General features: G+C 64.1%; 23 protein-coding genes and 2 pseudogenes. 17 read left to right on the forward strand and 8 right to left on the reverse strand.

Going from position 1 to position 25412, the window contains the following annotated elements:
* The first annotated feature begins 63 nt into the window (after positions 1-63).
* The 9 genes and pseudogenes from moeB (at position 64) to ACZK3J_RS09410 (ending at position 11958) form a co-directional block, all read left to right on the forward strand.
* On the forward strand, positions 64-1200 hold the full coding sequence (gene moeB, locus ACZK3J_RS09370) for a molybdopterin-synthase adenylyltransferase MoeB (RefSeq protein ID WP_197655546.1): 1137 nt from the start codon (positions 64-66) through the stop codon (positions 1198-1200).
* A gap of 523 nt (positions 1201-1723) precedes the next feature.
* Positions 1724-3556 (forward strand): monovalent cation:proton antiporter-2 (CPA2) family protein, encoded by a 1833-nt coding sequence (locus tag ACZK3J_RS09375; RefSeq protein WP_049463737.1) that lies wholly within the window; start codon positions 1724-1726, stop codon positions 3554-3556.
* Between the two features lie 588 nt (positions 3557-4144).
* Positions 4145-5023 carry a bifunctional methylenetetrahydrofolate dehydrogenase/methenyltetrahydrofolate cyclohydrolase FolD gene (gene folD, locus ACZK3J_RS09380; protein WP_014036908.1) on the forward strand — a complete coding sequence of 293 codons (879 nt, stop codon included), beginning with the start codon at positions 4145-4147 and terminating at the stop codon, positions 5021-5023.
* 465 nt (positions 5024-5488) lie between these two features.
* Entirely contained in the window at positions 5489-6946 is a 1458-nt protein-coding gene (guaB, locus tag ACZK3J_RS09385; RefSeq protein WP_478476795.1) for an IMP dehydrogenase, read from the forward strand.
* 115 nt (positions 6947-7061) lie between these two features.
* Complete coding sequence (locus ACZK3J_RS09390; RefSeq protein ID WP_478476796.1) at positions 7062-7529, forward strand: hypothetical protein; 468 nt, start codon at positions 7062-7064, stop codon at positions 7527-7529.
* Positions 7526-9091 carry a glutamine-hydrolyzing GMP synthase gene (gene guaA / locus ACZK3J_RS09395; protein ID WP_005413109.1) on the forward strand — a complete coding sequence of 522 codons (1566 nt, stop codon included), beginning with the start codon at positions 7526-7528 and terminating at the stop codon, positions 9089-9091. The genes ACZK3J_RS09390 and guaA overlap by 4 nt, the downstream gene beginning before the upstream one ends.
* Before the next feature lie 416 nt (positions 9092-9507).
* The gene (locus ACZK3J_RS09400; RefSeq protein WP_277779069.1) at positions 9508-10998 is read left to right on the forward strand and encodes an ATP-dependent nuclease; all 1491 of its coding nucleotides are present in this window, start codon (positions 9508-9510) and stop codon (positions 10996-10998) included.
* Positions 10999-11557: 559 nt separating this feature from the next.
* A pseudogene (locus ACZK3J_RS09405) lies at positions 11558-11734 on the forward strand (IS3 family transposase); the annotation flags it as partial.
* Complete coding sequence (locus tag ACZK3J_RS09410; protein WP_277779073.1) at positions 11701-11958, forward strand: hypothetical protein; 258 nt, start codon at positions 11701-11703, stop codon at positions 11956-11958. The pseudogene ACZK3J_RS09405 and the gene ACZK3J_RS09410, both read left to right, overlap by 34 nt.
* Positions 11959-12222: 264 nt before the next feature.
* Here the strand turns inward: ACZK3J_RS09410 and ACZK3J_RS09415 are convergent, their stop codons facing one another.
* Together ACZK3J_RS09415 and ACZK3J_RS09420 are read right to left on the reverse strand one after the other, a co-directional pair.
* The gene (locus tag ACZK3J_RS09415) at positions 12223-12579 is read right to left on the reverse strand and encodes a hypothetical protein (protein WP_134951152.1); all 357 of its coding nucleotides are present in this window, start codon (positions 12577-12579) and stop codon (positions 12223-12225) included.
* A 552-nt stretch (positions 12580-13131) separates the two neighbouring features.
* Positions 13132-14049 carry a LysR family transcriptional regulator gene (locus ACZK3J_RS09420; protein ID WP_478476799.1) on the reverse strand — a complete coding sequence of 306 codons (918 nt, stop codon included), beginning with the start codon at positions 14047-14049 and terminating at the stop codon, positions 13132-13134.
* A gap of 96 nt (positions 14050-14145) precedes the next feature.
* Here ACZK3J_RS09420 and ACZK3J_RS09425 point away from each other — a divergent pair, with 96 nt between their 5' ends.
* The gene (locus tag ACZK3J_RS09425; RefSeq protein WP_134951154.1) at positions 14146-14985 is read left to right on the forward strand and encodes a type 1 glutamine amidotransferase domain-containing protein; all 840 of its coding nucleotides are present in this window, start codon (positions 14146-14148) and stop codon (positions 14983-14985) included.
* Positions 14986-15081: 96 nt separating this feature from the next.
* Here ACZK3J_RS09425 and ACZK3J_RS09430 read toward each other — a convergent pair whose 3' ends face one another.
* The gene (locus ACZK3J_RS09430; protein ID WP_134951155.1) at positions 15082-15657 is read right to left on the reverse strand and encodes a 5' nucleotidase, NT5C type; all 576 of its coding nucleotides are present in this window, start codon (positions 15655-15657) and stop codon (positions 15082-15084) included.
* Between the two features lie 398 nt (positions 15658-16055).
* Between ACZK3J_RS09430 and ACZK3J_RS09435 the strand changes: the two genes are divergently transcribed.
* From ACZK3J_RS09435 to ACZK3J_RS09445, 3 genes are all read left to right on the forward strand, one after another.
* Positions 16056-17408: a YwqG family protein gene (locus tag ACZK3J_RS09435; RefSeq protein WP_478476801.1), complete on the forward strand. Its 1353-nt coding sequence runs from the start codon at positions 16056-16058 to the stop codon at positions 17406-17408.
* Positions 17409-17499: 91 nt separating this feature from the next.
* Entirely contained in the window at positions 17500-18231 is a 732-nt protein-coding gene (locus ACZK3J_RS09440; RefSeq protein WP_134951157.1) for a hypothetical protein, read from the forward strand.
* Between the two features lie 109 nt (positions 18232-18340).
* Positions 18341-18796, forward strand: coding sequence for a hypothetical protein (locus ACZK3J_RS09445; RefSeq protein WP_277779066.1), 456 nt, complete (start codon positions 18341-18343; stop codon positions 18794-18796).
* A 12-nt stretch (positions 18797-18808) separates the two neighbouring features.
* Here the strand turns inward: ACZK3J_RS09445 and ACZK3J_RS09450 are convergent, their stop codons facing one another.
* Positions 18809-20227 carry a M1 aminopeptidase family protein gene (locus tag ACZK3J_RS09450; RefSeq protein ID WP_134951158.1) on the reverse strand — a complete coding sequence of 473 codons (1419 nt, stop codon included), beginning with the start codon at positions 20225-20227 and terminating at the stop codon, positions 18809-18811.
* Positions 20228-20566: 339 nt separating this feature from the next.
* Here ACZK3J_RS09450 and ACZK3J_RS09455 point away from each other — a divergent pair, with 339 nt between their 5' ends.
* The gene (locus tag ACZK3J_RS09455) at positions 20567-20869 is read left to right on the forward strand and encodes a tetratricopeptide repeat protein (RefSeq protein WP_478476804.1); all 303 of its coding nucleotides are present in this window, start codon (positions 20567-20569) and stop codon (positions 20867-20869) included.
* Positions 20870-20930: 61 nt separating this feature from the next.
* Positions 20931-21713, forward strand: coding sequence for a 3-hydroxybutyrate dehydrogenase (locus tag ACZK3J_RS09460; protein ID WP_134951169.1), 783 nt, complete (start codon positions 20931-20933; stop codon positions 21711-21713).
* Here the strand turns inward: ACZK3J_RS09460 and ACZK3J_RS09465 are convergent.
* Positions 21710-22473 (reverse strand): annotated as a pseudogene (locus tag ACZK3J_RS09465) (COG4705 family protein). The gene ACZK3J_RS09460 and the pseudogene ACZK3J_RS09465 sit on opposite strands and share 4 nt — an antisense overlap.
* 179 nt (positions 22474-22652) lie before the next feature.
* Here ACZK3J_RS09465 and ACZK3J_RS09470 point away from each other — a divergent pair.
* On the forward strand, positions 22653-23327 hold the full coding sequence (locus tag ACZK3J_RS09470) for a hypothetical protein (RefSeq protein ID WP_478476806.1): 675 nt from the start codon (positions 22653-22655) through the stop codon (positions 23325-23327).
* A gap of 39 nt (positions 23328-23366) precedes the next feature.
* Here the strand turns inward: ACZK3J_RS09470 and ACZK3J_RS09475 are convergent, their stop codons facing one another.
* Genes ACZK3J_RS09475 through ACZK3J_RS09485 form a run of 3 tightly spaced genes read right to left on the reverse strand, consistent with a single transcriptional unit; the run spans position 23367 to position 24626 of the window.
* Positions 23367-23825, reverse strand: coding sequence for an SRPBCC family protein (locus ACZK3J_RS09475; RefSeq protein WP_277779063.1), 459 nt, complete (start codon positions 23823-23825; stop codon positions 23367-23369).
* 2 nt (positions 23826-23827) lie between these two features.
* Positions 23828-24160, reverse strand: coding sequence for an ArsR/SmtB family transcription factor (locus ACZK3J_RS09480; RefSeq protein WP_132809957.1), 333 nt, complete (start codon positions 24158-24160; stop codon positions 23828-23830).
* Positions 24161-24170: 10 nt separating this feature from the next.
* Positions 24171-24626, reverse strand: coding sequence for an SRPBCC family protein (locus ACZK3J_RS09485; protein WP_049399066.1), 456 nt, complete (start codon positions 24624-24626; stop codon positions 24171-24173).
* A gap of 163 nt (positions 24627-24789) precedes the next feature.
* Here ACZK3J_RS09485 and ACZK3J_RS09490 point away from each other — a divergent pair, with 163 nt between their 5' ends.
* On the forward strand, positions 24790-25314 hold the full coding sequence (locus tag ACZK3J_RS09490; RefSeq protein ID WP_049462067.1) for a GNAT family N-acetyltransferase: 525 nt from the start codon (positions 24790-24792) through the stop codon (positions 25312-25314).
* Positions 25315-25412 lie beyond the last annotated feature (98 nt).

Raw genomic sequence — 25412 nt, forward strand, 5'->3', positions numbered from 1 at the left:
ACGCCCGCATGGTGCCATGTTCGGGGCAAGGCGCGTCGAGGGTGTCTGCGCGATAATGCGGCCATGAGCATCCAAGAGCTTTCCCCCGCGCAGGCGCGTGAACGCCTGGCCCACGGCGCCGTGCTGATCGATGTGCGCGAGACGCATGAACGGGCCGGGGGCATGGCCGAGGGCGCGCGTGGCGTGGCCAAGGGCGAGCTGCAGGCCGACCCGGCCGCGCATCTGCCGCGGCACGACCAGGAAATCCTGTTGATCTGCCAGAGCGGCAAGCGCTCGGCCGATGCCGCGCAGTTCCTGCTGGAGGCTGGATACACCAATGTGGCTTCCGTGACCGGCGGTACCGTGGCCTGGCGCGAGCAGTCGCTGCCGCTGGTGCAGCCGCTGGCCAGCGCCGCCGACCGCGACTTCTTTGATCGCTACTCGCGCCACCTGCTGCTGCCGCAGGTGGGCGAGGCCGGCCAGCGCCGGCTACAGCAGTCGCGAGTGCTGGTGCTGGGTGCCGGTGGCCTGGGCGCGCCGGCCGGTTTCTATCTGGCCGCGGCCGGGGTAGGGCACCTGCGCTTCGCCGACCATGACCGCGTGGAGCGCAGCAACCTGCACCGGCAGATCGTGCATACCGAGGCCAGCGTCGGCCAGCTCAAGGTCGATTCCGCGCGCGAGCGGCTGCTGGCGCTGAACCCGTCGATCGAGGTCGAGGCGGTGCCGGAGCGGGTCACCTCCGAAAACGTGGATGCGCTGCTGGAGGGCGTGGACGTGGTGCTGGACGGGTCGGACAACTTCCCGCTGCGCTACCTGCTCAATGACTCCTGCATCAAGCACGCCAAGCCACTGGTGTATGCCGCCATCGAGCGCTTTGACGGCCAGGTAAGCGTGTTTGACGCCGGCCGCCAGCGTGGCGTGGCGCCGTGCTACCGCTGTCTGTTTCCGGAGCCGCCGCCGCCGGAGTTCGCGCCGAACTGTTCCGAGGCCGGCGTGCTGGGGGTGCTGCCTGGCCTGGCCGGTGTGCTGCAGGCCACCGAGGTGCTGAAGCTGCTGCTGGGCATCGGCGAGCCGCTGGTGGGGCGCCTGCTGCGCTTCGATGCGCTGGGCATGCGCTTCCGCGAGACCGGCATCCGGCCGGACCCGCATTGCCAGGTGTGCGCGCCAGGCGTGCCGTTCCCGGGGTATATCGATTACGCCGCGTTTTGCCGGGGTGGGTGAGGCTGGCCGGGGAATGCCTTGGTAGATGCCGACCTTGGTCGGCGCTCTCGTGCCAACCAAGGTTGGCACCTACCGAAGCGGGTGCATGGTTGGCGCCTACCGAAGCGGGCGCATGGTTGTCAGCTACCGAAGCGGCGCATGGTTTCAGGATCCCGCATCCGGCCGGACCCGCATTGCCCGGTGTGCGCGCCGGGCGTGCCGTTCCCGGGGTATATCGATTACGCCGCGTTTTGCCGGGGCGGGTGAGGCTGGCTGGGGAGTGGATTGGTAGATGCCGACCTTGGTCGGCGCTCTTGTGCCAACCAAGGTTGGCACCTACCGAAGCGGGTGCATGGTTGGCGCCCGCCGATGCGCATGCATGGTTGGCACCCATCGACGCGCATGCATGGTTTCGGGATGATGCTGGGGGTCGCTCCCTGCATCGTTCCACCTCCAAGACAATCCGGCGCAACATGCGTGCTATTGCCGTCATCGGCATTGCTCTATTGTTGAAGCCGATTCTGGATCTTGGGGAAAACACCGCATGGCGGTAGAAGCAGCGACCAGCGAGCTGGTCAAGGTCGTGGCCCTATTGGGCGCGGCGGTGGTGATGGTGCCTTTGTTCCGCCGGGCCGGCCTGGGCTCGGTGCTGGGCTACTTCGCTGCCGGCCTGGCGATCGGACCGTTCGGGCTGGGCTGGTTCTCCGATCCGCAGGCCATCCTGCATACCGCCGAGCTCGGCGTGGTGATGTTCCTGTTCGTGATCGGCCTGGAGATGCGGCCCTCGCACCTGTGGAGCCTGCGCAAGGAAATCTTCGGGCTGGGCACGCTGCAGATCGTCACCTGCGCGCTGGTGCTGACCAGCATCGCCAAACTGTTCGGCCTGCCGTGGCAGGTCGCCTTCATCGGCGCCACCGGCTTCGTGCTGACCTCCACCGCGGTGGTGATGCAGCTGCTGGCAGAGCGCGGCGACATCGCGCTGCCGTCGGGGCAGAAGATCGTCTCTATCCTGCTGTTCGAAGACCTGTTGATCGTGCCGCTGCTGGCGCTGGTGGCCTGGATGGGCCCGAGCGCCGGCAGTGCCGATGGCGAGGGTTCGCGCTGGTTGTCGGTGGCGATTGGCGTCGGTGCCATCGTCGGCCTGGTGTTGGTCGGCCGCTTCCTGCTCAACCCGCTGTTCCGCGTGCTGGCCGAATCGAAGGCGCGCGAGGTGATGACCGCCGCCGCGTTGCTGGTGGTGCTGGGTGCGGCGCTGCTGATGCAGCTGTCCGGCCTGTCGATGGCGATGGGCGCGTTCCTGGCCGGCGTGCTGCTGAGCGAGTCGACCTTCCGTCACCAGATCGAAGCGGACATTGAACCGTTCCGCGGCATCCTGCTCGGCCTGTTCTTCCTCAGCGTGGGCATGGCGCTGGACCTGGGCGTGGTGGCTGGCAACTGGCAGCTGATCCTCGGCCTGGTGCTGGCGTTGATGGCGGCCAAGGCGCTGTGCATCTACGTGGTCGCGCGCATCATGGGCAGCGACCACGCGCAGGCGCTCGACCGTGGCGTGCTGATGGCGCAGGGCGGCGAGTTCGCCTTCGTGCTGTTCTCCGCGGCCGCATCGGCCGGCGTGATCGACCTGGAGATCAATGCCAACTTCACCGCCGTGGTGGTGCTGTCGATGGCGCTGACCCCGCTGGTGGTGCTGGTCTACAAGCGCATCGCGCCGAAGCCGACGGTGAACATGGACGGCGTGGACGAAGCCGATGGCCTGTCCGGCAGCGTGCTGCTGATCGGCTTCGGCCGCTTCGGCCAGGTCGCGAGCCAGTCGCTGCTGGCGCGCGACGTGGACGTGACCATCATCGACAACGATGTGGAGATGATCCAGAGCGCGGCGCGCTTCGGTTTCAAGATCTACTACGGCGATGGCACGCGTCTGGACGTGCTGCATGCCTCAGGCGCGGCCAACGCACGTGCGATTGCGGTGTGCGTGGACAAGGCTGAGGCCGCCGACCGCATTGTCGAGCTGGTGGCCCACGAGTTCCCGCAGGCCAAGCTGATGGTGCGTTCGTTCGACCGCGAGCATTCGCTGCGGCTGATCCACGCCGGTGTCGATTTCCAGATCCGCGAGACGTTTGAATCGGCGGTGCTGTTTGGCCAGGCCGCGCTGGTGGAGCTGGGGGCGGATGAGGACGACGCGATCGAAATCGCCGAGCAGATCCGTCGCCGCGATGCCGAGCGTTTCGAGCTGGAGATTGCCGGTGGTGGTCTGAATGCCGGCGCCAAGATGGTGTTTGGCAACTCCGGCCAGGGCGTGCCGACGCCGACACCGTTCACCGCGCCGAAGCGGGCGAGCAAGACGTTGAACCCGCAGGACGTGCCGGAAGAGGAAGAGTAGCCCCCGGTAGTGCCGGCCGCTGGCCGGCAGATACGGAATCGTTCCGACGTCATGGGGTTGCCGGCCAGCGGCCGGCACTACCCGGGTCGGGAATTGCCGAAGCCGGCGGTTGGTCGTGCCGGCCGCTGGCCGGCAGATGCGCAAACGTTCCGACGTCATGAGGTTGCCGGCCAGCGGCCGGCACTACCGCGCGGGGAATTGCCGAAGCCGGTGGATGGTAGTGCCGGCCGCTGGCCGGCAGATACGGAAACATTCCGACGTCATGAGGTTGCCGGCCAGCGGCCGGCACTACCCGTGTGGGGAATTGCCGAAGCCTGAGGTTGGTAGTGCCGGCCGCTGGCCGGCAAATACGGAAACGTTCCGACGTCATGGGGTTGCCGGCCAGCGGCCGGCGCTACCGTGTGGGGAATTGCCGAAGCCGGTGGTTGGTAGTGCCGGCCGCTGGCCGGCAGATACGGAAACGTTCCGACGTCATGGAGTTGCCGGCCAGCGGTCGGCACTACCGGTGCGCGGTGTCGGCGCGCGGCGGTGGGCGAGGGGGCCTGAATCGGGGACAATAGCGTCCCCGCCGCCCCACGCCCGCTCCCGATGACCGATTCCGCCCCCCAGCTTCCTGCCCGCATCCTTGATGGCCGCCGTATCGCCGAGGACCTGCTCGACAGCCTGAAGGTGCGCGTCGACGCCCGCGTGGCCGCCGGTGGCAGCCGTCCGGGCCTGGCCGTGGTGCTGGTGGGTGGCGACCCGGCCTCGACCGTGTACGTGCGCAACAAGCGCCGCGCCGCCGAGAAGGTCGGCATCGAGGCACATGACTACGACCTGCCGGCCGGTACCACCGAGGCCGAGCTGCTCGACCTGATCGACCAGCTCAACGCCGATCCGAAGATCAACGGCATCCTGATCCAGCTGCCGCTGCCGGGCATCCCCGACGCGCGCCGGCTGATCCAGCGCATCGACCCGCGCAAGGACGTGGACGGCTTCCACCCGGAAAACGTCGGCCACCTGGCCCTGCGCGAGTTCGGCCTGCGCCCGTGCACCCCGCGCGGCATCACCACGCTGCTGGGCCACACCGACCAGCCGGTGCGCGGCCGCAACGCCACCATCGTGGGCGTCAGCAACCACGTCGGCCGCCCGATGGGCCTGGAGCTGCTGATTGCCGGCTGCACGGTGACCAGCTGCCACAAGTTCACCCCCAAGGACGTGCTGGAACAGGCCGTGCGCAACGCCGACATCCTGGTGGTGGCCGTGGGCCGCCCGGGCATCGTGCCGGGCGAGTGGGTGAAGCCGGGCGCGGTGGTGATCGATGTGGGTATCAACCGTCTGGATGACGGCCGGTTGGTGGGCGACGTTGGGTTCGAGGCGGCTGCCCAGCGGGCGAGCTGGATCACCCCGGTGCCGGGCGGCGTCGGCCCGATGACCGTGGCCACGTTGATGCAGAACACCCTGGAAGCCGCGGAAGCGCTGAGCTGACCTGCTGTTGGGGAGATCTGCCGTTGGTGGGTGCCGACCGTTGGTCGGCACAATGCTGGGGCACGCCGGTGACCCGCTCCTGGTAGGTGCCAACCTTGGTTGGCACGATCCGTCCGGCGCTGGACCCCAGATGGGATGAGGGCCTCTCCCTGTTTGTGCCAACCAAGGTTGGCACCTACCAAAGGCGGTTCCGTGGCGGTTCCATGTCCATGGCGGTTCGGTGGGTGCCAACCTTGGTTGGCACGATCCGTCCGCCGCTGGACCCCAGAAGGGGTGAAGGCCTCTCCCTGTTTGTGCCAACCAAGGTTGGCACCTACCAAAGGCGGTGCGTTTGGGTGCCCTGAACGGATCACCGCTGGCGCGACACTGTGTCGCGCAGAAATCCAATTCTGGCTACCAAAAATGCTGTTCTTGGCTCCAGAAACAGGGTAAAATGACGCGCTTCCCCACATCTCGGGTATGCCGATGCTGCGCATCCAGGCTGAAGCACTCACTTACGACGACGTCTCGCTCGTCCCCGCCCATTCGACCATCCTGCCAAAGGACGTCAACCTCGAAACGCGGTTGACCCGAGACCTGAAGCTGAAGCTTCCGATCCTGTCCGCGGCCATGGACACCGTCACCGAAGCCCGCCTGGCCATCGCCATGGCCCAGCTCGGCGGCATGGGCATCATCCACAAGAATCTCAGCCTGGAACAGCAGGCCGCGGAAGTGGCCAAGGTCAAGAAGTTCGAGGCCGGGGTCATCCGCGACCCGATCACCGTCGGCCCGGAAACCACCATCCGCGACGTGCTGGCCCTGACCCAGGCGCACAACATCTCCGGCGTGCCGGTGGTCGGTGCCGATGGCCTGCTGGCCGGCATCGTGACCCACCGCGACATGCGCTTTGAAACCGAGCTGGACGATCCGGTCCGCCACATCATGACCAAGAAGGATCGCCTGGTCACGGTGAAGGAAGGCGCCGCCTCGGCCGAAGTGCTGCAGCTGCTGCACCGCAACCGCATCGAAAAGGTGCTGGTGGTCAATGATTCGTTCGAACTGCGTGGCCTGATCACCGTCAAGGACATCCAGAAGAACACCGACTTCCCGAACGCTGCCAAGGATCTGTCGACCCGCCTGCTGGTCGGCGCTGCCGTCGGCGTGGGTGGCGACACCGATCGCCGCGTGGAAGCGCTGGTCGCCGCCGGCGTGGACGTGATCGTGGTCGATACCGCGCACGGCCATTCGCAGGGCGTGCTGGACCGCGTCAGCTGGGTCAAGAAGAACTTCCCGGGCGTGCAGGTCATCGGTGGCAACATCTGCACCGGCGAAGCCGCACTGGCGCTGCTGGACAGCGGCGCGGACGCAGTCAAGGTCGGCATCGGCCCGGGCTCGATCTGCACCACCCGCGTCGTCGCCGGCGTCGGCGTGCCGCAGGTCACCGCCATTGATCTGGTGGCCGAAGCGCTGCAGGACCGTATCCCGCTGATCGCCGACGGTGGCATCCGCTACTCGGGCGACATCGGCAAGGCGCTGGCCGCCGGTGCCTCGACCATCATGGTCGGTGGCCTGCTGGCCGGTACCGAGGAATCGCCGGGCGAGACCGAGCTGTACCAGGGCCGTTCGTACAAGAGCTACCGCGGCATGGGTTCGCTGGCTGCCATGGAGAAGGGGTCGAAGGACCGCTACTTCCAGGACGCCGCAACCGCCGACAAGCTGGTGCCGGAAGGCATCGAAGGCCGCGTGCCGTACCGTGGCCCGGTGGGCGGCATCATCCACCAGCTGATGGGCGGCCTGCGCGCCACCATGGGCTACGTGGGCTGCGCCACCATCGAAGACATGCGCAGCAAGCCCAAGTTCGTGAAGATCAGCGGCGCCGGCCAGCGTGAGAGCCACGTCCACGACGTGACGATCACCAAAGAGCCGCCGAACTACCGCGCCTGATGCGCTTGCGAACTGCTCTTGCGATTACGGGCAGCCTGCTGATGGCAGGCTGTTCGTTGTCGAACCGCCGCCGCGCTCCGGGTCTCCGGGCGCGGCGGTTTCGCAATTGCAGGACGTGCAGGCGTGCCAGAACGCGTTCTCGCTGCCGAAGGGCTGGCAGGTGCAGGCCGCCGGCGAACAGCGCTGGCTGCTGAAGGGTACCGGCGAGCGCCCGCTGCAGGTCACGCTGCAATGCGTGACCGAGCTGCTGCACGGGCCGGATGATCCGGTGCTGACACCGGTACTGGGCGCGCTGGAGCCCGCACGGATGAGCGTGCGCTGGGCGTCCTGGGGCGCTGCGGATTCGGGCGTCTCGATGGCGGCGCTGCAACGGCGCATCGTGCCCGGCACCGAAGTGCAGGAAATCGCCGAGCTGCCGCGCGCTGACCGCTCCAACCCCAACGCACCGCACGGCCTGCTGATGCTGCGCTGGGACGAGGAAGACACCTCACATATTCAACAACGCGAGGCGTTCATCGCCACGCTGACGCAGAGCCTTGAAGCGCCGGGCGCTGCGAAAAACACCACTGGAACGGCACCATGACCAACATCCATAACGACAAGATCCTCATCCTCGACTTCGGCGCGCAGTACACGCAGCTGATCGCCCGCCGCATCCGCGAGCTGGGCGTCTACTGCGAAATCTGGGCGTGGGACCACAACCCGGCCGAGATCGCCGCGTTCGGCGCCAAGGGCATCATCCTGTCCGGTGGCCCGGAATCGACCACGCTGCCGGGCGCCCCGGCCGCGCCGCAGGAAGTGTTCGACAGCGGCCTGCCGATCTTCGGCATCTGCTACGGCATGCAGACCCTGGCCGCGCAGCTGGGCGGTGCCACCGAAGCGGCTGACCAGCGCGAATTCGGCCACGCCGAAGTGAACGTGATCAACCCGGATGCGCTGTTCAAGGGCCTGAGCGACCACGGCGGCGAGCCGAAGCTGAATGTCTGGATGAGCCACGGCGACCACGTCTCCGTTGCGCCGCCGGGCTTCACCATCACCGCCACCACCGACCGCATTCCGGTGGCCGCCATGGCCAACGAAGAAAAGCGCTGGTACGGCGTGCAGTTCCACCCGGAAGTGACCCACACCCTGCAGGGCCAGGCGCTGCTGCGCCGCTTCGTGGTGGATGTGTGTGGCTGCCAGACCCTGTGGACCGCCGCCAACATCATCGACGACCAGATCGCCCGTGTGCGCGAACAGGTGGGCGATGACGAAGTGATCCTGGGCCTGTCCGGCGGCGTCGATTCGTCCGTCGTGGCCGCGCTGCTGCACAAGGCCATCGGCGAGAAGCTGACCTGCGTGTTCGTGGATACCGGCCTGCTGCGCTGGCAGGAAGGCGACCAGGTGATGGCGATGTTCGCCGAGCACATGGGCGTAAAGGTGGTGCGCGTGAATGCCGCCGACCGTTACTTCGCCGCGCTGGAAGGCGTGAGCGACCCGGAAGCCAAGCGCAAGATCATCGGCAACCTGTTCGTTGAGATCTTCGACGAAGAGTCGAACAAGCTGAAGAACGCCAAGTGGCTGGCGCAGGGCACCATCTACCCGGACGTGATCGAGTCGGCCGGCAGCAAGACCGGCAAGGCGCATGTGATCAAGAGCCACCACAACGTGGGTGGCCTGCCGGAGCACATGAAGCTGGGCCTGGTGGAGCCGCTGCGCGAGCTGTTCAAGGACGAAGTGCGCCGCCTGGGCGTTGAGCTGGGCCTGCCGCGCACCATGGTTTACCGCCATCCGTTCCCGGGCCCGGGCCTGGGCGTGCGGATCCTGGGGGAAGTGAAGCGCGAGTACGCCGAGCTGCTGGCCAAGGCCGATGCCATCTTCATTGATGAGCTGCGCAAGGCGGACCTGTACGACAAGACCAGCCAGGCGTTTGCCGTGTTCCTGCCGGTGAAGTCGGTGGGCGTGGTGGGTGATGCGCGTGCTTATGAGTGGGTGATTGCGCTGCGGGCCGTGGAGACGATCGACTTCATGACCGCGCATTGGGCGCACCTGCCGTATGAATTCCTGGGGACGGTGAGCAACCGGATCATCAATGAGTTGCGGGGGGTGTCGAGGGTTGTCTATGACATCTCGGGGAAGCCGCCGGCGACTATTGAGTGGGAGTGAGTTGAAAGAATGAGGGCGCCGAGAGGCGCCCTTGTTGTTTGTCGTGCGTGCTCACGCGTTCCCCGACGAGAAGGCAAGGGCTTAGACTCAGTATTGAGTGGTCGTGCCCAGGACGTAGCTAGCACGAACCACCCATTGCTCGGAATCGAGCGATTGGAAGTTGCCGCTTAAAGTTCTTTGGCGAGGAGCAGAGGCCAGTCTTATGTGGACAGTCGCCAAAACTCCCCAACGTCCGCATTTGGCCAAAAGCGAACACATTGTCAGTCAGCTTGCAGTGAAAATGCCAATGCTTACATTCGGCTGCGCCACTGAGCGACCCAATGGGTACTGCCGTTCATGTTGCAAGCTCCACTTTGTGTTCCGTAATCTTCCGCTTAACATAGTCCAACTGTGTTCAGCTGGACATTGGGGTTCCCTTGAAGTTTTTGAAGACACTATCGATTGCAGGCTATCGCGGCTTTAACGAGCATCGTGTGATTCATCTGGCCATACCCAAGGCCCGTGGGGGAACTGGTCTAACGGTCATTACCGGAGCCAACAACTCAGGGAAATCCACGGTGATCGAAGCACTACGGGCTCGATCTGGCCATCAGACGCCGAGCTTCTCCGAGGGTGTTCGTAATAAGCACGCGGATTTCGTGCGGATCATTTACGAGTTCGAGGATGTATCTGGAGGGCAACACGACCAGTCAGAATCGCTCGAAGCCCGGACCGAGGTGATCGAGAGTCATACCGCAGGCAGCAGCCAAGCAACCCATAAGGATGGCAAAGGCGCTACCGTGGATCGGATGTTCGAGCGAGATCCGATCCGCGTGGTTCCTTCTCGACGGGGCTTTCAGGCCTATTTCGCACGCCAGGTCGGAACGCTACAGGATTATCAACGACAGGGCGGACTGCCTGCCCGCCGGATGTCTGAGCTGACCTCGTTTGAAATGCGGCTTTTCGAAATCGAGAAGGAGCCGACTCAGTTCAACGCCTTGCTCGGTGAGCTACTGGGGTACACCCCGAAGTGGACCATCGATCAATCATCGGAGGGCAACTACTACGTTCGCCTGAATAACGGTTCCTCGAGCCACTCCAGCGACGGTGCCGGCGAGGGAATTGTCAGCCTGTTCTCCATCGTCGACGCGCTGACGAGTACGCCTCCCGGTGGCATCGTCGCCATTGATGAGCCCGAGCTGTCACTTCATCCGGCAATCATTCGACGCGTTGTCAGTGCCATTGCCCGGCTCTCTGCTGAAAAGCAGATTATTGTTGCGACACATTCCCCATATTTCATCGACCCAGCAGCGATTGCGAATGGAGCTGCACTGGTCCGGGTCACCTCCGGGGAGGCCGGCTCGAACGTCTACCAGCTCAGTGACGAAGGCCGGGCCGCGCTCAAGAAAATTCATGATCCAGAGAGCCCGAACACCAAAGCGCCCCATACATTTGGACTTGATGCCCGCGAGCTGTTCTTCCAGGACGACGGCATCGTGCTCACGGAGGGGCAGGACGACGTGATGCTGTATCCGGTTGTGGCGAGTCAGCTGCCGATTGGTCGTGTCCCGGGCCAATTATTCGGCTGGGGAGTCGGTGGTGCCGGAAACATGCGCCACATCTGTCGCCTCCTGCAGGAAATGGGTTACAGAAAGGTCGCCGGACTTCTTGACAATGATCAGGAAGCGACCTTGCCGAGACTTAGAGCGGAGTTTCCACGCTTCACCTTCATCACTATCCCGGCCAAGGACGTGCGCGATAAAGATGAGGTGGCTGCCCGACCTGCGGTGAAAGGCTTGCTCGAAAACGCCAAGGTCTTGCGCGGGGAGTATCGGGAGCCGATGATCTCAATCTTCGAAGAAATTCGGGGAGCTTTCGGAGGAGAAGCGCCCCAAGCCGCGACCTCGCCCATTGAGTCTGACGGCTAATGGCAACTTGGAGACAAACTTGCTCGAGTTACGTCTGCTGACGCTGATCGGCCGATGTCCGCTTCTGGCCGAAAGCAAACGCGTTCGCCTAATGCAACGCGACCAAGGATACTAGCGCTCGCTCTCGATCCAGAGCGGACATCGGCGCGGGGGCCGAGACTATCGCTGAGTCCCGGTTGTACGCAAACTTGTTGGCCGGACCCAGGCACCCTAGGATCGATCCGTATGAAGGGGAAAGCCCGCCATATGGTGCGATATGGGTGAGCTGTAATCGGACCGACGGGTCCGTCTATCAGATAGGTGGACTTGCAAATGACCTTTCTCGCTATCATCAAAGACAAGCTGGCTGATCGCGCTGCAAAAGGCATTGCGGCGTCCCCCACGGTTCTACTCGTTTGGGCGGCCTACCAACTCGCCCCTGCAGTTTTACCCGCCATAGAAGCAGTTACGTCCAAGAGAGTGCTGCTCGCCCTTTTTGTGACATCGCTGGTCCTAAATTTCGTGTCTGACCCGTCCTGAATTGGGTTGACACCTTTTCCCTCTGGAAAAGGAATGTTCAATGAAATCAACAATCAGGCGCAGTCAGCGGGATTACTCGCTGGCCTTCAAGTTGTCCGTGGTCGATCAGGTCGAGCGTGGAGAACTGACCTATAAGAAGGCTCAGGAGCGATACGGTATCCAAGGCAGCAGCACGGTTCTGAAGTGGCTTCGCCGCCATGGTCGGCAGGATTGGTCAGGTGGTGCATCATCTGCCCCCATGACGACTTCTCCCAAAAGTGGACGGCCACGCCGCTGACGCCGGAACAACAGATCAAGGCCCTGCAGGTCCAGTTGCGGGAGGCCAACGAGAAAGCACAGCTTTTCGAAGCCATCGTGGATGTCCTCAAAGAGGATTACGGGGTGCGCATCGTAAAAAAGCCTTCAGGCAAGTCCTCACGCAAGGGCGCCTCAAAGGCGTAAGCGTGGCAAGGGCTTGCCGCCATTTCGGCATCAGTCGACAGGCGTTCTATCAAGCGGGGTGCCGGCATCAACGACGACGCGCCAGCGAGACCAAAGCACTGGCGCTGGTGAGCGATTGCCGCGTGCGGCAGCCACGGATCGGGACGCGCAAGTTGCACCTGTTCTGGCCGAACCGGCGTTTACGGACCACGTGTGGCCAGACGCGGACGATGGCTCATACCTCGCTCGAGCAGATCTGCTGTTGGTGTGCTCGCTTGGGCTCAATCAGTCCGGCCTAACCTCCCGACAAGCCCACTCAACCAGCCCCCTGCAAGCCAGAAACAACCCATCCACCACTCCCTCATCCAAATGCCGCTCCGGCTCCGCTGCTACCCGGCAGCGGTCCGCCGCGTGCAGCAATTCCAGCACCGTTAGCGCCCCCACCATCGCGCGCTCGCTCCTGGCTAGGCTCACGCGGCGGCCGGGTGACACATCGGTTTCTGGCCAAGGATGCCCATCAGCTCCTTCGCAGCCGCGCATGCGCTTGAGGATGCCGAGCAGGGAGTTCAGGTCGGGGAGGGGAGTGTCGTCGTTGATGGGCTCAACAACGGTGTACGAGGAAAAGGTATCGGCTTCGTTCATGGCGTCGGCTTCCGTGGCTGTGCTTAACAGCGCCACCGCGAAAGGGGGGCGGACGATGCGTGGCTGCAAACCGGGATGAAATAGCACCATAGACCGGTGGGCCCGAAGACCCCCACGCACCGCCCGCCATACAGGCCGACGGATTGCCCGCCGGCACCGGTTAAGGACGGTGCCGACGGGCAAGCGCAAACTACAGGTGCATCTCTCATCACGGGTTTGCAGACCCGCTGCCACCATTTTTCGGTGGCGCGCCATGGTGTTTACGCCGCCGCTTCGAATGCCAATAGAAATTCGCGAAGGAATCGCGGAATCCGAGAGCGAAGAACTATTGTTGCACGCGCCAATCGTGCAGCACGCGACGCCAGCAGACGCATTCGCGTAGCTGCTCTGCTGATGGCGAATCAAAGTGGCGCAATCGCCCATGCCACAAGCGAATAGCGCGACAGCCTTCTTTGCAACAGTTCTTAGTCCGCCCCGCCAAGCAACGGCGCGCGATCAGCCGCACACGCCGAAAAGCGGTTCAAACCCGACACCGTTAACAAGCTCGCAGCTTCAACCAACGCGATCCTCAGCCACATTCCCCACCAGTAACTCAATCATCGCCCGCGCCGCGGCCGACTGCCGCCGATGCGGCGCATAGATCACCGAGAACGGCCGCGATCTCCCGCGCAGCTGCGGCAGCACCTCCACCAGCTCCCCACGCTGCAATCGCTCCCGCACGATGAACTCATAGCTCTGGCAGATGCCGATGCCCTGTTCGCCCAGCGACACCACGCCCAGCACATCGTCAGAGGTCTCGATGGACGAGCGCGGCAGCCAGTCCACGTCGCGCCCGCCATCGCGGAACACCCACGGCGCCAGCCGCCCAGTACGCGGCATCACGAACGGCAGGCACAGGTGCTGCTGCAGGTCGTCCAGCGTCTGCGGCGTGCCGCGGCGCTGCAGGTAGTCCGGCGAAGCCACCAGCACCAAAGGCGCATCCTCCAGCTTTCGCCCCACCAGCCCGCTGTCCGGCAGCTGGCCCAGGCGGATGGCCAGGTCGAAGCCTTCGGCCACCAGGTCCACGTTGCGGTTGGTGATGTTCAGTTCCACCTGCACCTGCGGGTACTGCTGCGCAAAGCGCGCCAGCACGGGCGGCAGCCGGTAGTGGCCATAGGTGGTGGGCACGCTCAGGCGCACGCGGCCGGCCAGCGCACCGTCCTGGGCCAGTACGTCGCGCTCGGCGTTGTCCAGCAGGCTGAAGGCGGTGCGCACCTGTTCCAGATAGAGCCGCCCGGCGTCGGTCAGGCCCACGCGGCGGGTGGTCCGCTGCAGCAGCTGCCGGCCCAGCCGCGCTTCCAGGCGGGTGACCGCGCGGCTCAGCACCGAGGGCGTGGTGGACAGCGCCACCGCGCCGGCAGTGAACGAGCCGTGCTCGACCACCGCCAGGAACACCTCCACATCACCCAGGTAGTCGAACTTGCGGCTCATTTGGCTCTCCGGGGAACAGATGTTTTGCGATGGGGCCAATTTATCGCCGCTGGGGCGATGAATAAAGTGGCCGCCATTCCCCGATAGGAGCTCCCCATGAACCTGATGACCCGGCTCGCCGCAGCGCTGGCCCTGACCCTGGCCGCCACCGGCGCGCAGGCCGCCAACGTGCTGGTGGTGCTGTCCGACGAAAACCACCTGGACCTGAAGGACGGCAAGGTGCTGTCCACCGGCTTCTATCTCAACGAGCTGATGCAGCCGGTCAAGCTGCTGCTGGACGCGGGCCACGAGGTGACCTTCGCCACGCCGCAGGGGCGGGCGCCGACGGTGGATGCGTCCTCGGTGACGCCGGCGTACTTCGGCAACGATGCGGCGCAGCTGACGCTGCACAAGGAGCTGCTGGAGAAACTGGCGCTGACCTTGCCGACCGCCTCGCCGGTGGTCAGTCTGGCGCGCATCGAGCAGCAGGGCTACGCGCGTTTCGATGCGGTCTACATTCCCGGTGGCCACGCGCCGATGCAGGACCTGCTGAAGAGCCCCGCGCTGGGCCGGTTGCTGGCCGACTTCCACCAGCGCAACAAGACCACCGCGCTGGTCTGCCACGGGCCGATCGCGCTGCTGTCCACGCTGCCGGATGCGGTTGGTTTCGTGGCGAAGTTGGAGGCGGGTGCGATGCCGACTACGCCGAAGTGGATCTACAGCGGCTACCAGATGACGGTGATCAGCAACCAGGAAGAAGAACAGGCCAAGCCGCTGCTGGGCGGCGGCGAGATGAAGTTCTACCCGCAGACTGCGTTGCAGCGGGTGGGTGCGAAGTTCAGCAGCAATACCACGCCGTGGACCGGGCATGTGGTGGTGGACCGCGAGCTGATTACAGGGCAGAACCCGGCTTCGGCGCTGGAGGTGGGGCAGCGGTTGGTGGAGCGGTTGAAGTAGGGCGGGTTCTAGAAAGAAGGCCGTCAGCCTTGTGGGCCGCGGGGACAGCTCCTCGGCCTATCCATGGAAATATCAACGTGGCCGTTACGGGAAGAATCAGCCCGCCACGAGCGCTGTTGCTGACAGATCTTCTATCTCGGAAAGCGCGTGACGGGTTACGGCCCAATCGCCGGAGTGCCTGATCGCCACGCCGCCCGCTGCTGTCCAGGCATCACAGTTCGCTTCGAAATCGTCGATCAGAACGTCGCCCGGCTGGTGCATGAAAAGAGGCTTGTGCCTCCCGCCAAGCACCGGCAACACCAGGCAGGTCGCTGACAGGTGCTCACGAACCCACTGTCGCTTCTGCATGGCTGCGAGCGGATAGTTCGACTTCGGGCAGGCCGTGAGAATCACCGGGTTCAAGTGGTGGATGCTGTGGAAGAACTCCACTGCACCTTGCATCGGCGGAAGGTCGCGGAAAAATGACGGGTGGCTGTTGATGTGCCCCCACATTTCATCGTCGGCAAGCACGCGGTGGTCCAGGCCAAACAGAGCGGGAAATGCCGCGTCGAAGTCGGCCATTACGCCATCAAGATCTACGTAGATGGTGCGTCTGGATGCACTCGATCCACCGGTGTGCCGGTTCGCGAGCGGGTCCATCATCGGTATTGACTTCACATCATCAGCGTTCATTTGCGCGTTCTCCTTTCAAGAGTGGGCATTCTTCTTCATCGGTTCCCCAGTAGCGGGGCAAAGTGCTTGGCGATTGCGGCAGACATGGCAGCAATTGCGATGCCGACTGCGCCGGCACGACTGAAGGGGCCGGCGAGCCACGGATGCCGTAATCGGCATGCTGGAAATGCGGATTATGTCGCGGCGCTTCTTCAAAGGCCTGCCGGGCGGCTGACCTGGGCCTTGGCCAGGACGCACGGCCCGCACCCGCTGGCTCATTTCGCCAACCAACGCGCACTTTGGCGCGCTGGGCAGCGGATCATCGCCGGGCGCTACAGGCAGGCCGGGTGGTGATATACCTGTGGTGCTCGATCCAGACTCAAAAGGACGTCACTGAAATGGATGCTCAGGCAGATTCAATGTACCACGCCGACCAGCGCGACCACCATGCCGAAGCCGTGCTTGAGGCCTTCTTCGCCAAGCACCGAACCCCGGCCCTGGTGCTGCAGCGTTTCTACCCGCCGGCGGCATTCCCCAGGGTTCGCAGCCGTCTAGGCGGTCTGCCGCAATTGCCCGATGGGATGGATTGGCCGGTTGGGGAAAGTTATGGCGAAGCGGCGCCGATGCACTTCCTGGCGCAGATCGATTGCGCCGAGCTGCCACGCGTGGATCCCGATATGCCCTCGCAGGGCATGCTGTTCTTTTTCGCCATGAACGACGAAGAGCAGATCTGGGACACGGACGAACCACAGCAACGCGTGCGTGTACTGTACGCGGCTGAGGTAGCGGTCGATCAGCACGTGCGTGCGCTGCCGGACGGTATGCGTCCGATTCTGAATGAAGGCCCCTCGGACCATGCGCACCGCAATCCCGCATGGCTGCTACCTGAGGAGGATGGGCCGTGCGTGCATGTTCAATGGCCCTTGGTGGCGCGGCGCATGGATACCTGGCCGGCCGAGCTGGAGCTGCCGCCGGGTGAGGAGGATCGGCCGTATTACGATATCTACCCCTCGCGCCGGGACGAAATGCGGCTGGGTGCGGTGGTGGCGGCCACGGGCCTGTTTCCGCGTGCAGACGCCGCCACCGAATGGGAGCGCCCGAAGTCACCTGCGTGGACCTTTCCGGTGCAATGGCTGCGCTATCAGACCGATTTCCCCCAGGTAGGCATCATCATTGACCGCCTTTCACGGGTGATCGGCAATGAACGGCGTGCAGGCAAGCGCGGGGGTATTGATTACGCCGATGTACGCGCGTGGGTGAAGCGCGCCGCCGCCATTGGTCTGGATGAAGCCCCGGATGATGCAACGCGGGAGGCGTTCCGTGAGTGGATTATCGGACAGATCAGCGACGACTTCGAGCGTATGACGCTGACCGACCTGGGCATGGGCCGGGCGTTCACAAAGGGACTGCTGGCGGCAGTTGCCTACGCGGCAGGTTCGCCGGCTGCGGCCGCGCGCATTCCTGCACTGATGTACCGCCACTTGCAGGACGAACATCTGCCGTTTGATGAAAGCCTGGGCACGTTGCCTGATAGCCGCAAGCGCTGCGCCGAGACGCGCGTGCACCAGATGCTGGGGCACGCACCGCGCTTGCACGGCATCGTACCCGACGTGGAAGGCGAGGGCGACGCGGTCTGCCTGCTGCAGTTGGCGTGTGACCCGGCGATTGATCTGGTCTTTGGTGACTGTGGCCAGGCCACGTTCTGGTTGAGTCGTGAGGATCTGCGCAACTGCAGGTTTGACCGCGTCGTGGGCGTGGTGGAGTCGCATTGATTGGGCACGGCGGGGCTGCCATGGCACCATGACGGGCTGGCCTCGTCCTTCCGGGCGGGGCCGTTTTCCCAGGGAAGCCCTCGAACACGACATGCGAACGTCCTTCTTCATTCTCTCCGCCCTGTGCCTTGGCCTGTTGTCTGGCTGTGCCAGTGGCCCGGAGGAGCACGCCTCAAGCCGCGAGATCACGGGTGCGTTCGTGGCCGACGACGGCCAGTTGTATCTGCTGCCGCGCTTTGAAGAGCCGATGCGTTTCAATGCCGAGCCGTTCCGCGAGTACCGCGCGCTGATGGACAGCCCGCTGCGCGAGGCGGTGGCCTGCGCGCAGATGTACTTCCATGAGGATTGGCGCGACCCGGCCAACAAGGCCAAGGTGCACGGCAGCTATGCGCTGCTGCTGCGGCCGGAGCAGGTGACGCCGGAACAGGCCGCGCAGTTCAAGCTGGAGCGGATTGAAGTGCTACCGCGCGAGGCGAAGTATGTGGATGAGCGGGCGCGCTACTACCTGCCGCAGGACCGGAGCCGTTATGCGCTGGCGTTTGATCGGGCCTGCAATCTTTCAAAGAAGGGCGGCAGCTATTACAGCGCGCTGTTCGAGGGCGATGGCGAGCGGGTGAAGCTGCCGGACGCCGCTGCGCTGGCGGAGAAGGGGAAGCTGGCGCAGCCGATCAGTGCGCGGGCGCAGCGGATCCTGCCGGAGAGGGAGGACAAGCCGGGTGTTGGGACGGCGGCCGGCAAGGTGCTGGGCGCGGCGTTGATTCCTGTGGCGGTTCCGGTGTTTGTGTTGAGCCTGCCGTTCCTGGGGCCGGATCATTGGAAGTGATGGGGCGTTGAAGCCGAAGCATCCACGCGTGGCGTGGACCTATTCGGGCGTCGTTAGTGCCTGAACGTTCATCCTGGAGATCTGTGTGCCAAGCACATTGGAGGTTGTTTTGAAGACCGCAGGCTTCATTGTCCTCGCGGCACTTCCGTTGCTGACGATCTGGTTCATTCAGCGGCGAAGGACGCTGAGAGTCCGTTCTGCCTTGGGATCAGGGCTGCATTTGAATCCACCTCGCCGGATTTCCGGCACGTCCATGACCCTGGTGATGGTGGATGGCAAAGAGGATCGGGAGCACTACTTCTTCGACACAGAATTCTTTTACCTGCGGCGGGGCCCGGTACCCACGGCGGTTCCGCTCTCGCAGATCACCTCAGTCACTCGAACGTCCGACGTCATCTATGCGCGCTATGTCTGGCAGGTATGCTTCAGCAGAGCATCGGGTAGAAAGTGCGTGACGTTCACTAACAACCTTTCGCTGTTCAACCGCGACTTTCTGCTCTTTCTGGAGGCGGTGCGGAAGGCTAATCCGCTCGCGACCGTTGAGCGAGCGAGTCTGTTCTTCTGAGTGCTGGATGATTCAGATGTGCGGGCGTTGAGGGAGTGAATCCACGCGTGGCGTGGATCTACAGCTTGGCGTGCCGCCGGCCACACAGCTTGCCCGCCAATGCTCCCAGGCCTTGGCATCGATGCCGGCCTTCATCGCAATGCCTTGCAGCTCCGCCCAGTTCTTCGGCGAAGGCGCGGCCAGTAGCCCGCGCATGAAGGCCTGCATTTTCGCTTCACCCACCTGCTTCTCCAGCGAGAGCAACAGCAAGGGCGCATAGACGTAGCGATACATCTCGCCCAGATCCGAGCTGCCATCGATGGCATCGAATGCGGGCAGCGGCTTCTCCTGCTTTTCGATGGCCGATTGCAGTCGCGCGATGTAGCGATCCGCCGCGGCATCGCCACTGATCTCGCGCAGCGCCTTGATCGACAGGAACTCGGCGCTGGATTCCAGCAGCACCCAGAAGTAGGGGCCCTGCGGACGGTTCAGCGTGCCGAAGTAGTAGTGGCCCATTTCGTGTGCGATGTACTGCACACGTCGCTCGGCGTTCTCGCCACCGGCCAGCAGTGAATCGGCCACGTTGCCGATGCTGCCGCTCATGGCGATGGTGGGCCAGGTGGCAAAGCCCCACTCGCTGCCCTCGCGGTCGCGCTCGATCTGGTTGAGCGTGACCATGCGCAGGAAGGTGGGGCGGTCGACCAGTGGCACGCCCATGTAGCGGCTGTGCACGTCGGCTATTTTCTGCACCGTGCTGGACAGTGCATCGACCTTGGCCGGGGGCAGGGTCTCATTGAGGATCGTGACCTGCGCGGTGCGGGTGATCGGGCCGCTGCCACCGAACAGCAGGATCGGCCGTGCGTTGTCGCTGCGGAAGCGGCCCCGCGCGCCTTCGATGGCCGGGCTGCCGTTGAGATACAGGAAGCGGCAGCCGGCGCACTCCACCTGCAGGTCGTAGCGGCTTTCGCTGCTGCGCACGCGGGCCTTGGGGTCGAACGCCTGCGGCAACCATGCGGACTGTTCGGTGAAGCGGGCGCTGTCGCCGTTGAAGGCCATCATGCCTTTGAAGTCGTCCAGGGCGTCGTGCTTCGGGTACAGCGGGAACGCGCCCACGTACTGCACGCAGAGCGTGGCGGCGGGCTCGGCCAGAGTGTAGACACGCGCCTCGCCGTCCACGCCCGGGTCGTACCAGCCATCGAACCCTACCGGCTTGCCGTCAACGTCGGTGACCAGCGCGACGTTCAGGCCGGCGTTGAGCGCGAATGAGCCCATTGATGCGGCTGGGAGGTTGGACACGCAGACATCGCCTTCGACGCGGCCGCTGGCAACATCCAGCCGCACGCCGCCGGTGGTGAGCGGCGTGGCGGGCTGAGCGGGTGGCGCGGCCTGGCTGATGGCGGGGGCGAGCAGCGCGATCAGGGTGGCGGGCAGCAGGGCGTTGCAGGGCTTCATCGGGCCATCCTCGGGTGGATGGCGTTGACTATAGGGCCAACATCGATGGACGCGGAGAGTCTTCTGGTCACCCGGTCTTGTGGGGCTGGCGGAATACCCTGGCATGGTGCAGACATAATGCCGGCGGGGCGAACGGATGCCCGCGAACAGGAAGGACGCCTGCGCCATGACGAACATGCCCACCCAGCTCACGACCGACTTCGACACGGTGCTCGACCGTGGTGACATTGCGGCGGCGCGGCGGCTGCTCCGCCTCTTGCGCGTGGCTGTGCCGAAGCGTTGTTCCTTTCTTATTCGATACCTGCTGGCAAGGACGACGCACACGCCGAGGCGGACAGCTTGGCGACCCTCAAGCGAGCCGCAGAGAAGGGTTACATCCCGGCCATCTACGCGATGGGGCTGTGCCTGCTGATGGGTGACGGCGTTGAGCAGGACGTCACGCGGGCGGCCGCGCATTCTGAGCGGGCATCGGAGGCCGGGTATCCGTCGGCCATGTACGAGTTTGGCCTGGCGCTGTTCCATGGCAAGGGTGTGGCCAGGGACGTACCACGTGCGGTGTACCTGATCCGCGCTTCGGCGCAGGGTGGGAATGAGTACGCCAGGGAGTTCCTGTTGGCGTATTCATTGGGCGTGGACGCGTAGGAGGTGGGTGCGGCGGCCGGTGACGTTACACTGGCTGCCTAGGCCCGATGGAAGCTCGCCCATGTTCAGTGGAAAGGTTGCGGTGGTCACCGGCTCCACCAGCGGTATCGGTCTTGGCATCGCCACGGCGCTGGCGCGGCAGGGTGCCGACATCGTGCTGAATGGCTTCGGCGATGCGGCGGAAATCGAGCGCCTCCGTTCCCGGTTGGAAGCCGAGTTCGGCGTGCGGGTGGCGCATGATGGCGCCGACCTGTCCCGTGGCGAGGCAGTGCGGAACATGATTGCGCACGCTGTTGCGACGATGGGGCGCATCGACATCCTGGTGAACAACGCGGGTATCCAGCACACCGCGTCGATCGACGAGTTTCTCGTAGAGAAGTGGGATGCGATCCTGGCGCTGAATCTTTCGGCGGTGTTCCATGCAACGGCGGCGGCCTTGCCCCATATGAAGCAGCAGGGCGCCGGCCGCATCATCAACATCGCGTCGGTGCATGGGCTGGTGGGTTCGGTGAATAAGTCGGCCTATGTGGCGGCCAAGCACGGCGTGGTGGGGTTCACCAAGGTGACCGCGCTGGAGAATGCGGGCACCGGGATTACCGCCAACGCGATCTGCCCGGGTTGGGTGCGGACCGCGCTGGTCGAGCAACAGATCACTGCGTTGGCCGAGCGCGAAGGCACGGATCAAGAGACCGCCGCGCGCGCGTTGCTGGCCGAGAAACAGCCCTCGCTGCAGTTCGTGACGCCCGAGCAACTGGGCGAGATGGTGGTGTTCCTGGCCTCGGACGCTGCGGCGCAGATAACCGGCACGGCGCTACCGGTGGATGGGGGCTGGACGGCGCGCTAGTTGGCCGGCTGCACCTTACGCTGCAGCATCGGCAGGGCCACCAGCGTGGCGAGGATGGTGAACAACACCAGCGACGAGCCGACCGTGCCGAAGCCCAGGCCGCCCTTTTCCAGTGGCTTGGCGAGCAGGTCGCCGAAGGTGGCGCCGAACGGGCGGGTGAGCACGAAGGCGATCCAGAACAGGATGACCCGGTTGATGCCCTTGATGCGGGTGGCGAGCGCGGTAAGCGCGATGAGGCTGCCGATGAGCAGTGCAGCGCCAGTGAAGCCCAGCCCGGAATCGTCGGCGAGGAAGTCGCCCAGCGCGGTTCCGAGCGTGTTGGAGAACAGCACGGCGGTCCAGTAGAAGCCCTCGGCGCGGCGCGATGCGATGTTGCTGACCGAGATCGACTTTTAGACAGGCGCCAGGCCAACAGCACCAGCGCCAGGCAGCCGGCGAGCAGGCTGGCGCCGGTGGCGTACCCCAGCCCCAGCGTGCGGTCGATCAGGTCCGACATCGTCGTGCCGGCGGTGCTGGTTGCCAGCACCACCGACCAGAACAGCACCGGATGGAAGCGCCGCGCCGACAATTGCAGAGCCAGCAGGACGGCGAAGATCGCCAGCAGGATGGCCGAGCTGGCCACGTAGCCCAGGTTGAGCGTCATCGACAGCAGGTCGCCCGCGGTCTCGCCGAGGGTGGTGGCGGCGATCTTCATTACCCAGAAGGACAGGGTGACCGCCGCCACTTTGCTGTGCAGGGAATCTGCGTCTGAAGCACTCATCGAGGGTCGCCAAGGATGCCTGCGGGCGATGCTGTGGCGGCGGGCGTCGGAGTGCGGTCGGAAACGGGTTCGGCGAGGGTGAGCGTGGGGGCGGCGTTCAGCCGGCGCTGGTCAGTCGATATCATAGACAATCGTGTAAGCGATTCATCCGCACAGAATCACCGATTCAGGAGTCAAGGATGTCCGACGTATCGCTAAGGTCCAGCATAATTGTTGCAGTTGTTTCTTCCGTGCTCAGCTCTGTCCTGACTCTGGGGGGGGGGGGTCTGATGCTGCAATCGTACATATCAGAGAAGAGCGAAGCTGAAAGATTCGCTGAAGGCGCCCAGCTTACCTTCCAGGAAACGGTAGTTCTCCTCAATGAAGGCTACTTGGCCCTGAAGCAGCTGCAATGGGCGACGGACGGAAAGGGATGGGAGGAAGTGAAAGACGGTCCTTGGCTGGATTACATGGAGTTCAACCGCCAATGGAATCAGAAGTTGATTGCCCATTACTTTAAGATTGAGCGCTACTTTGGAACTGGTGCAGCAAAGAAGCTGGTTGATCTCAGTGGGGCGTCTGATTCCAATGTGCTGGCGGCCGATACCGAAAGCTATAACTTCAAGGATCATGCGGACGCTATCGAATATTCGATTCGGCGCGCTGCGATAAGCAGGATGGTCTTCGACAAGGAAGGTGCGAAAATTCTGCAAGTTGAGCTAATTGATCATCTTGAAGATGATCGTCAGAATAGAGAGAAAATGTCGGGTCTGATGGGGGCATACCAGAAGAACGTGGTTGACTACAGCCGTGGATTGGATAGAACTCTCGATCAGTTGGGTGTCAAACGCGTTGTAGCCAAAGCGCATCAGTAGGTGTGGCGGGCGAATCCCCAACGGAAAGTGTTTGCTCGCTCAACTCGGCTTCGCAAACACATCCAAGCCCTTGCCCGTCTCCAACAGCGACTTCAGGCTCGACAGCACGATCGGCCAGCCCTCGCGGATGCCGGTATCCATGCCGCTGCCCGGTTCCAGTTCGTCATGGGTGACGGTCAACCGCACCATGTCCTGGTAGGGCACGATGTCGAAGGTGACGCGGCTGTAGGCATCCGGGTTTTCGGCCTGCGAGGCGGCGGCCCAGGTGATGACCAGCCGCGAGGGCGGGGTGCTTTCCACCACTTCGCCGACCAGTTCAACCGAGCGCGTTTCGTTCGCACGTACATGCTGCCAGCGTGAGCCGGTTTTCCAGTCCGAGACGTTCTCGTGGCCCCAGTAGCGACTGGCGATCTCGGGGCGGGTGATGGCCTCGAACACCTTCTGCGGCGTGGAGGCGATGTAGATCACGTGGATGAAGCGGGTGGACTCTGCGGACATCGTCATTCTCCTTCCAGTTCTCGTTTCAGGTCATGCAGCAGGCCCAGGCGCTGCTGCTCGAACTTGCGTACCCAGCGCTCGTAGACTTCGTGCAGGGGCACCGGGTTGATGAAGTGCAGCTTCTCGCGGCCACGGCGCACGGTGCTGATCAGGTTGGCGTCTTCCAGCAGGCCCAGGTGCTGGGTGACCGATTGCCGGGCCATGTCCAGGTGCTCGCAGAGCTGGCCGAGCGTCTGCCCGTTGTCTTCGCAGAGCAGGTCCAGCAGCGTCCTGCGCGTGGGGTCGGCCAGTGCCTTGAAGACCTTGTCTGTGTTGCGCGCGTTGTCTACCGCCATGGGAATGTCTTCAATTCCAGTTATCGATCCTGACGTCGTGTGGGTTGGGCTGGCCCTTGCCGGTTTCCAGCAGCGCCTTCAGGCTCATCAGGAACACCGCCCACTTGGTGCTGCAGTGGGAGGTGAACTCGACGCGCTCTTTCCAGCCTTCATGGGTGAACAGCACGATGCAGTAGTCGCCCTCCTGCTTCAGCAGGAAGCGCGCGTGGGTGCCGATCCATTCGGCAGGGCCGGCGAGGAACCGCCAAAGCACGAGCTCGCCTGGAACAAGCTGCTCAAGTTTCATTTCCATGGCGCCGATTTCCTGGCCGTTGTTCGTGAAGCGAACCTTGACCGTCCCGCCGGCCACGCGGTCGCCATGGGTGTCTTCAGCCCACCAGGCGGCGACGCCTTCGGGGGTGGCCAGAGCCTGGTACACCTGGCTTGCAGGGGCCTTGATGCCGACCCTGTGTGCGATATCGACCATTACAGGTTCCTCGCTTGGGCGGACAGGCGCCGTCCTTGGGTGGACTATAGGCAGGTAAATACCTGCATGTCAAATCCGGCTCACGGACTTCCAGCCCTGGCAGTGCCGGCCGCTGGCCGGCATCCTCGTCGCAATTGATTGAAGCGTTGAAAGGAATGCGCACATGACTGAAGCAGGAAAGGAAATCTTGAACATCCGCCGCGCCAACGTAGACGATGCCCCTGCGGTGCTGATGCTCTTCGATGAAGTCATCGAATGGTTCGTGTCGATCGGCAACCTGCAGCAATGGGGCAGTGAGCCATGGTCCACGATGCCGCGCCGGATCACCCAGGTGACCGATGCGTGCGCGCTGCCGGGTGCATGGGTGGCGCAGAACGAGCAGGGTGACGTGCGCGCGTTCCTGGCGCTGGGCGAGTCGATGCCCTATGTGCCTGCGCCCACCGGCCCGGAACTGTATGTACGGGTACTGGTGGCATCGCGTGATGCGCGCGTGCGTGGCATCGGCCGGCGCCTGATGGCCTTTGCCGATGAGCAGGCGCGCGCTGCCGGGCTCGACCATCTGCGTGTGGACTGCTACGGCGGTGGCAACGGTGATCTGGTGCGCTTCTATGAGACCTGCGGCTACACGCGCATCGCGCCGTTCAGTGTGGATGGCTGGCCGGGCATGCTGCTGGGGCGACAGCTCTGACGTGGCTGCGTCACTCGGTCGCAGCCTGTGTGCAGGAAACGGTACATCGGTTCGGCGCTAGAGTAGGGGCATGACCTGCATGGAATGGCTGTGTCATT

This window comes from Stenotrophomonas sp. 86428_Sma (assembly GCF_056481585.1).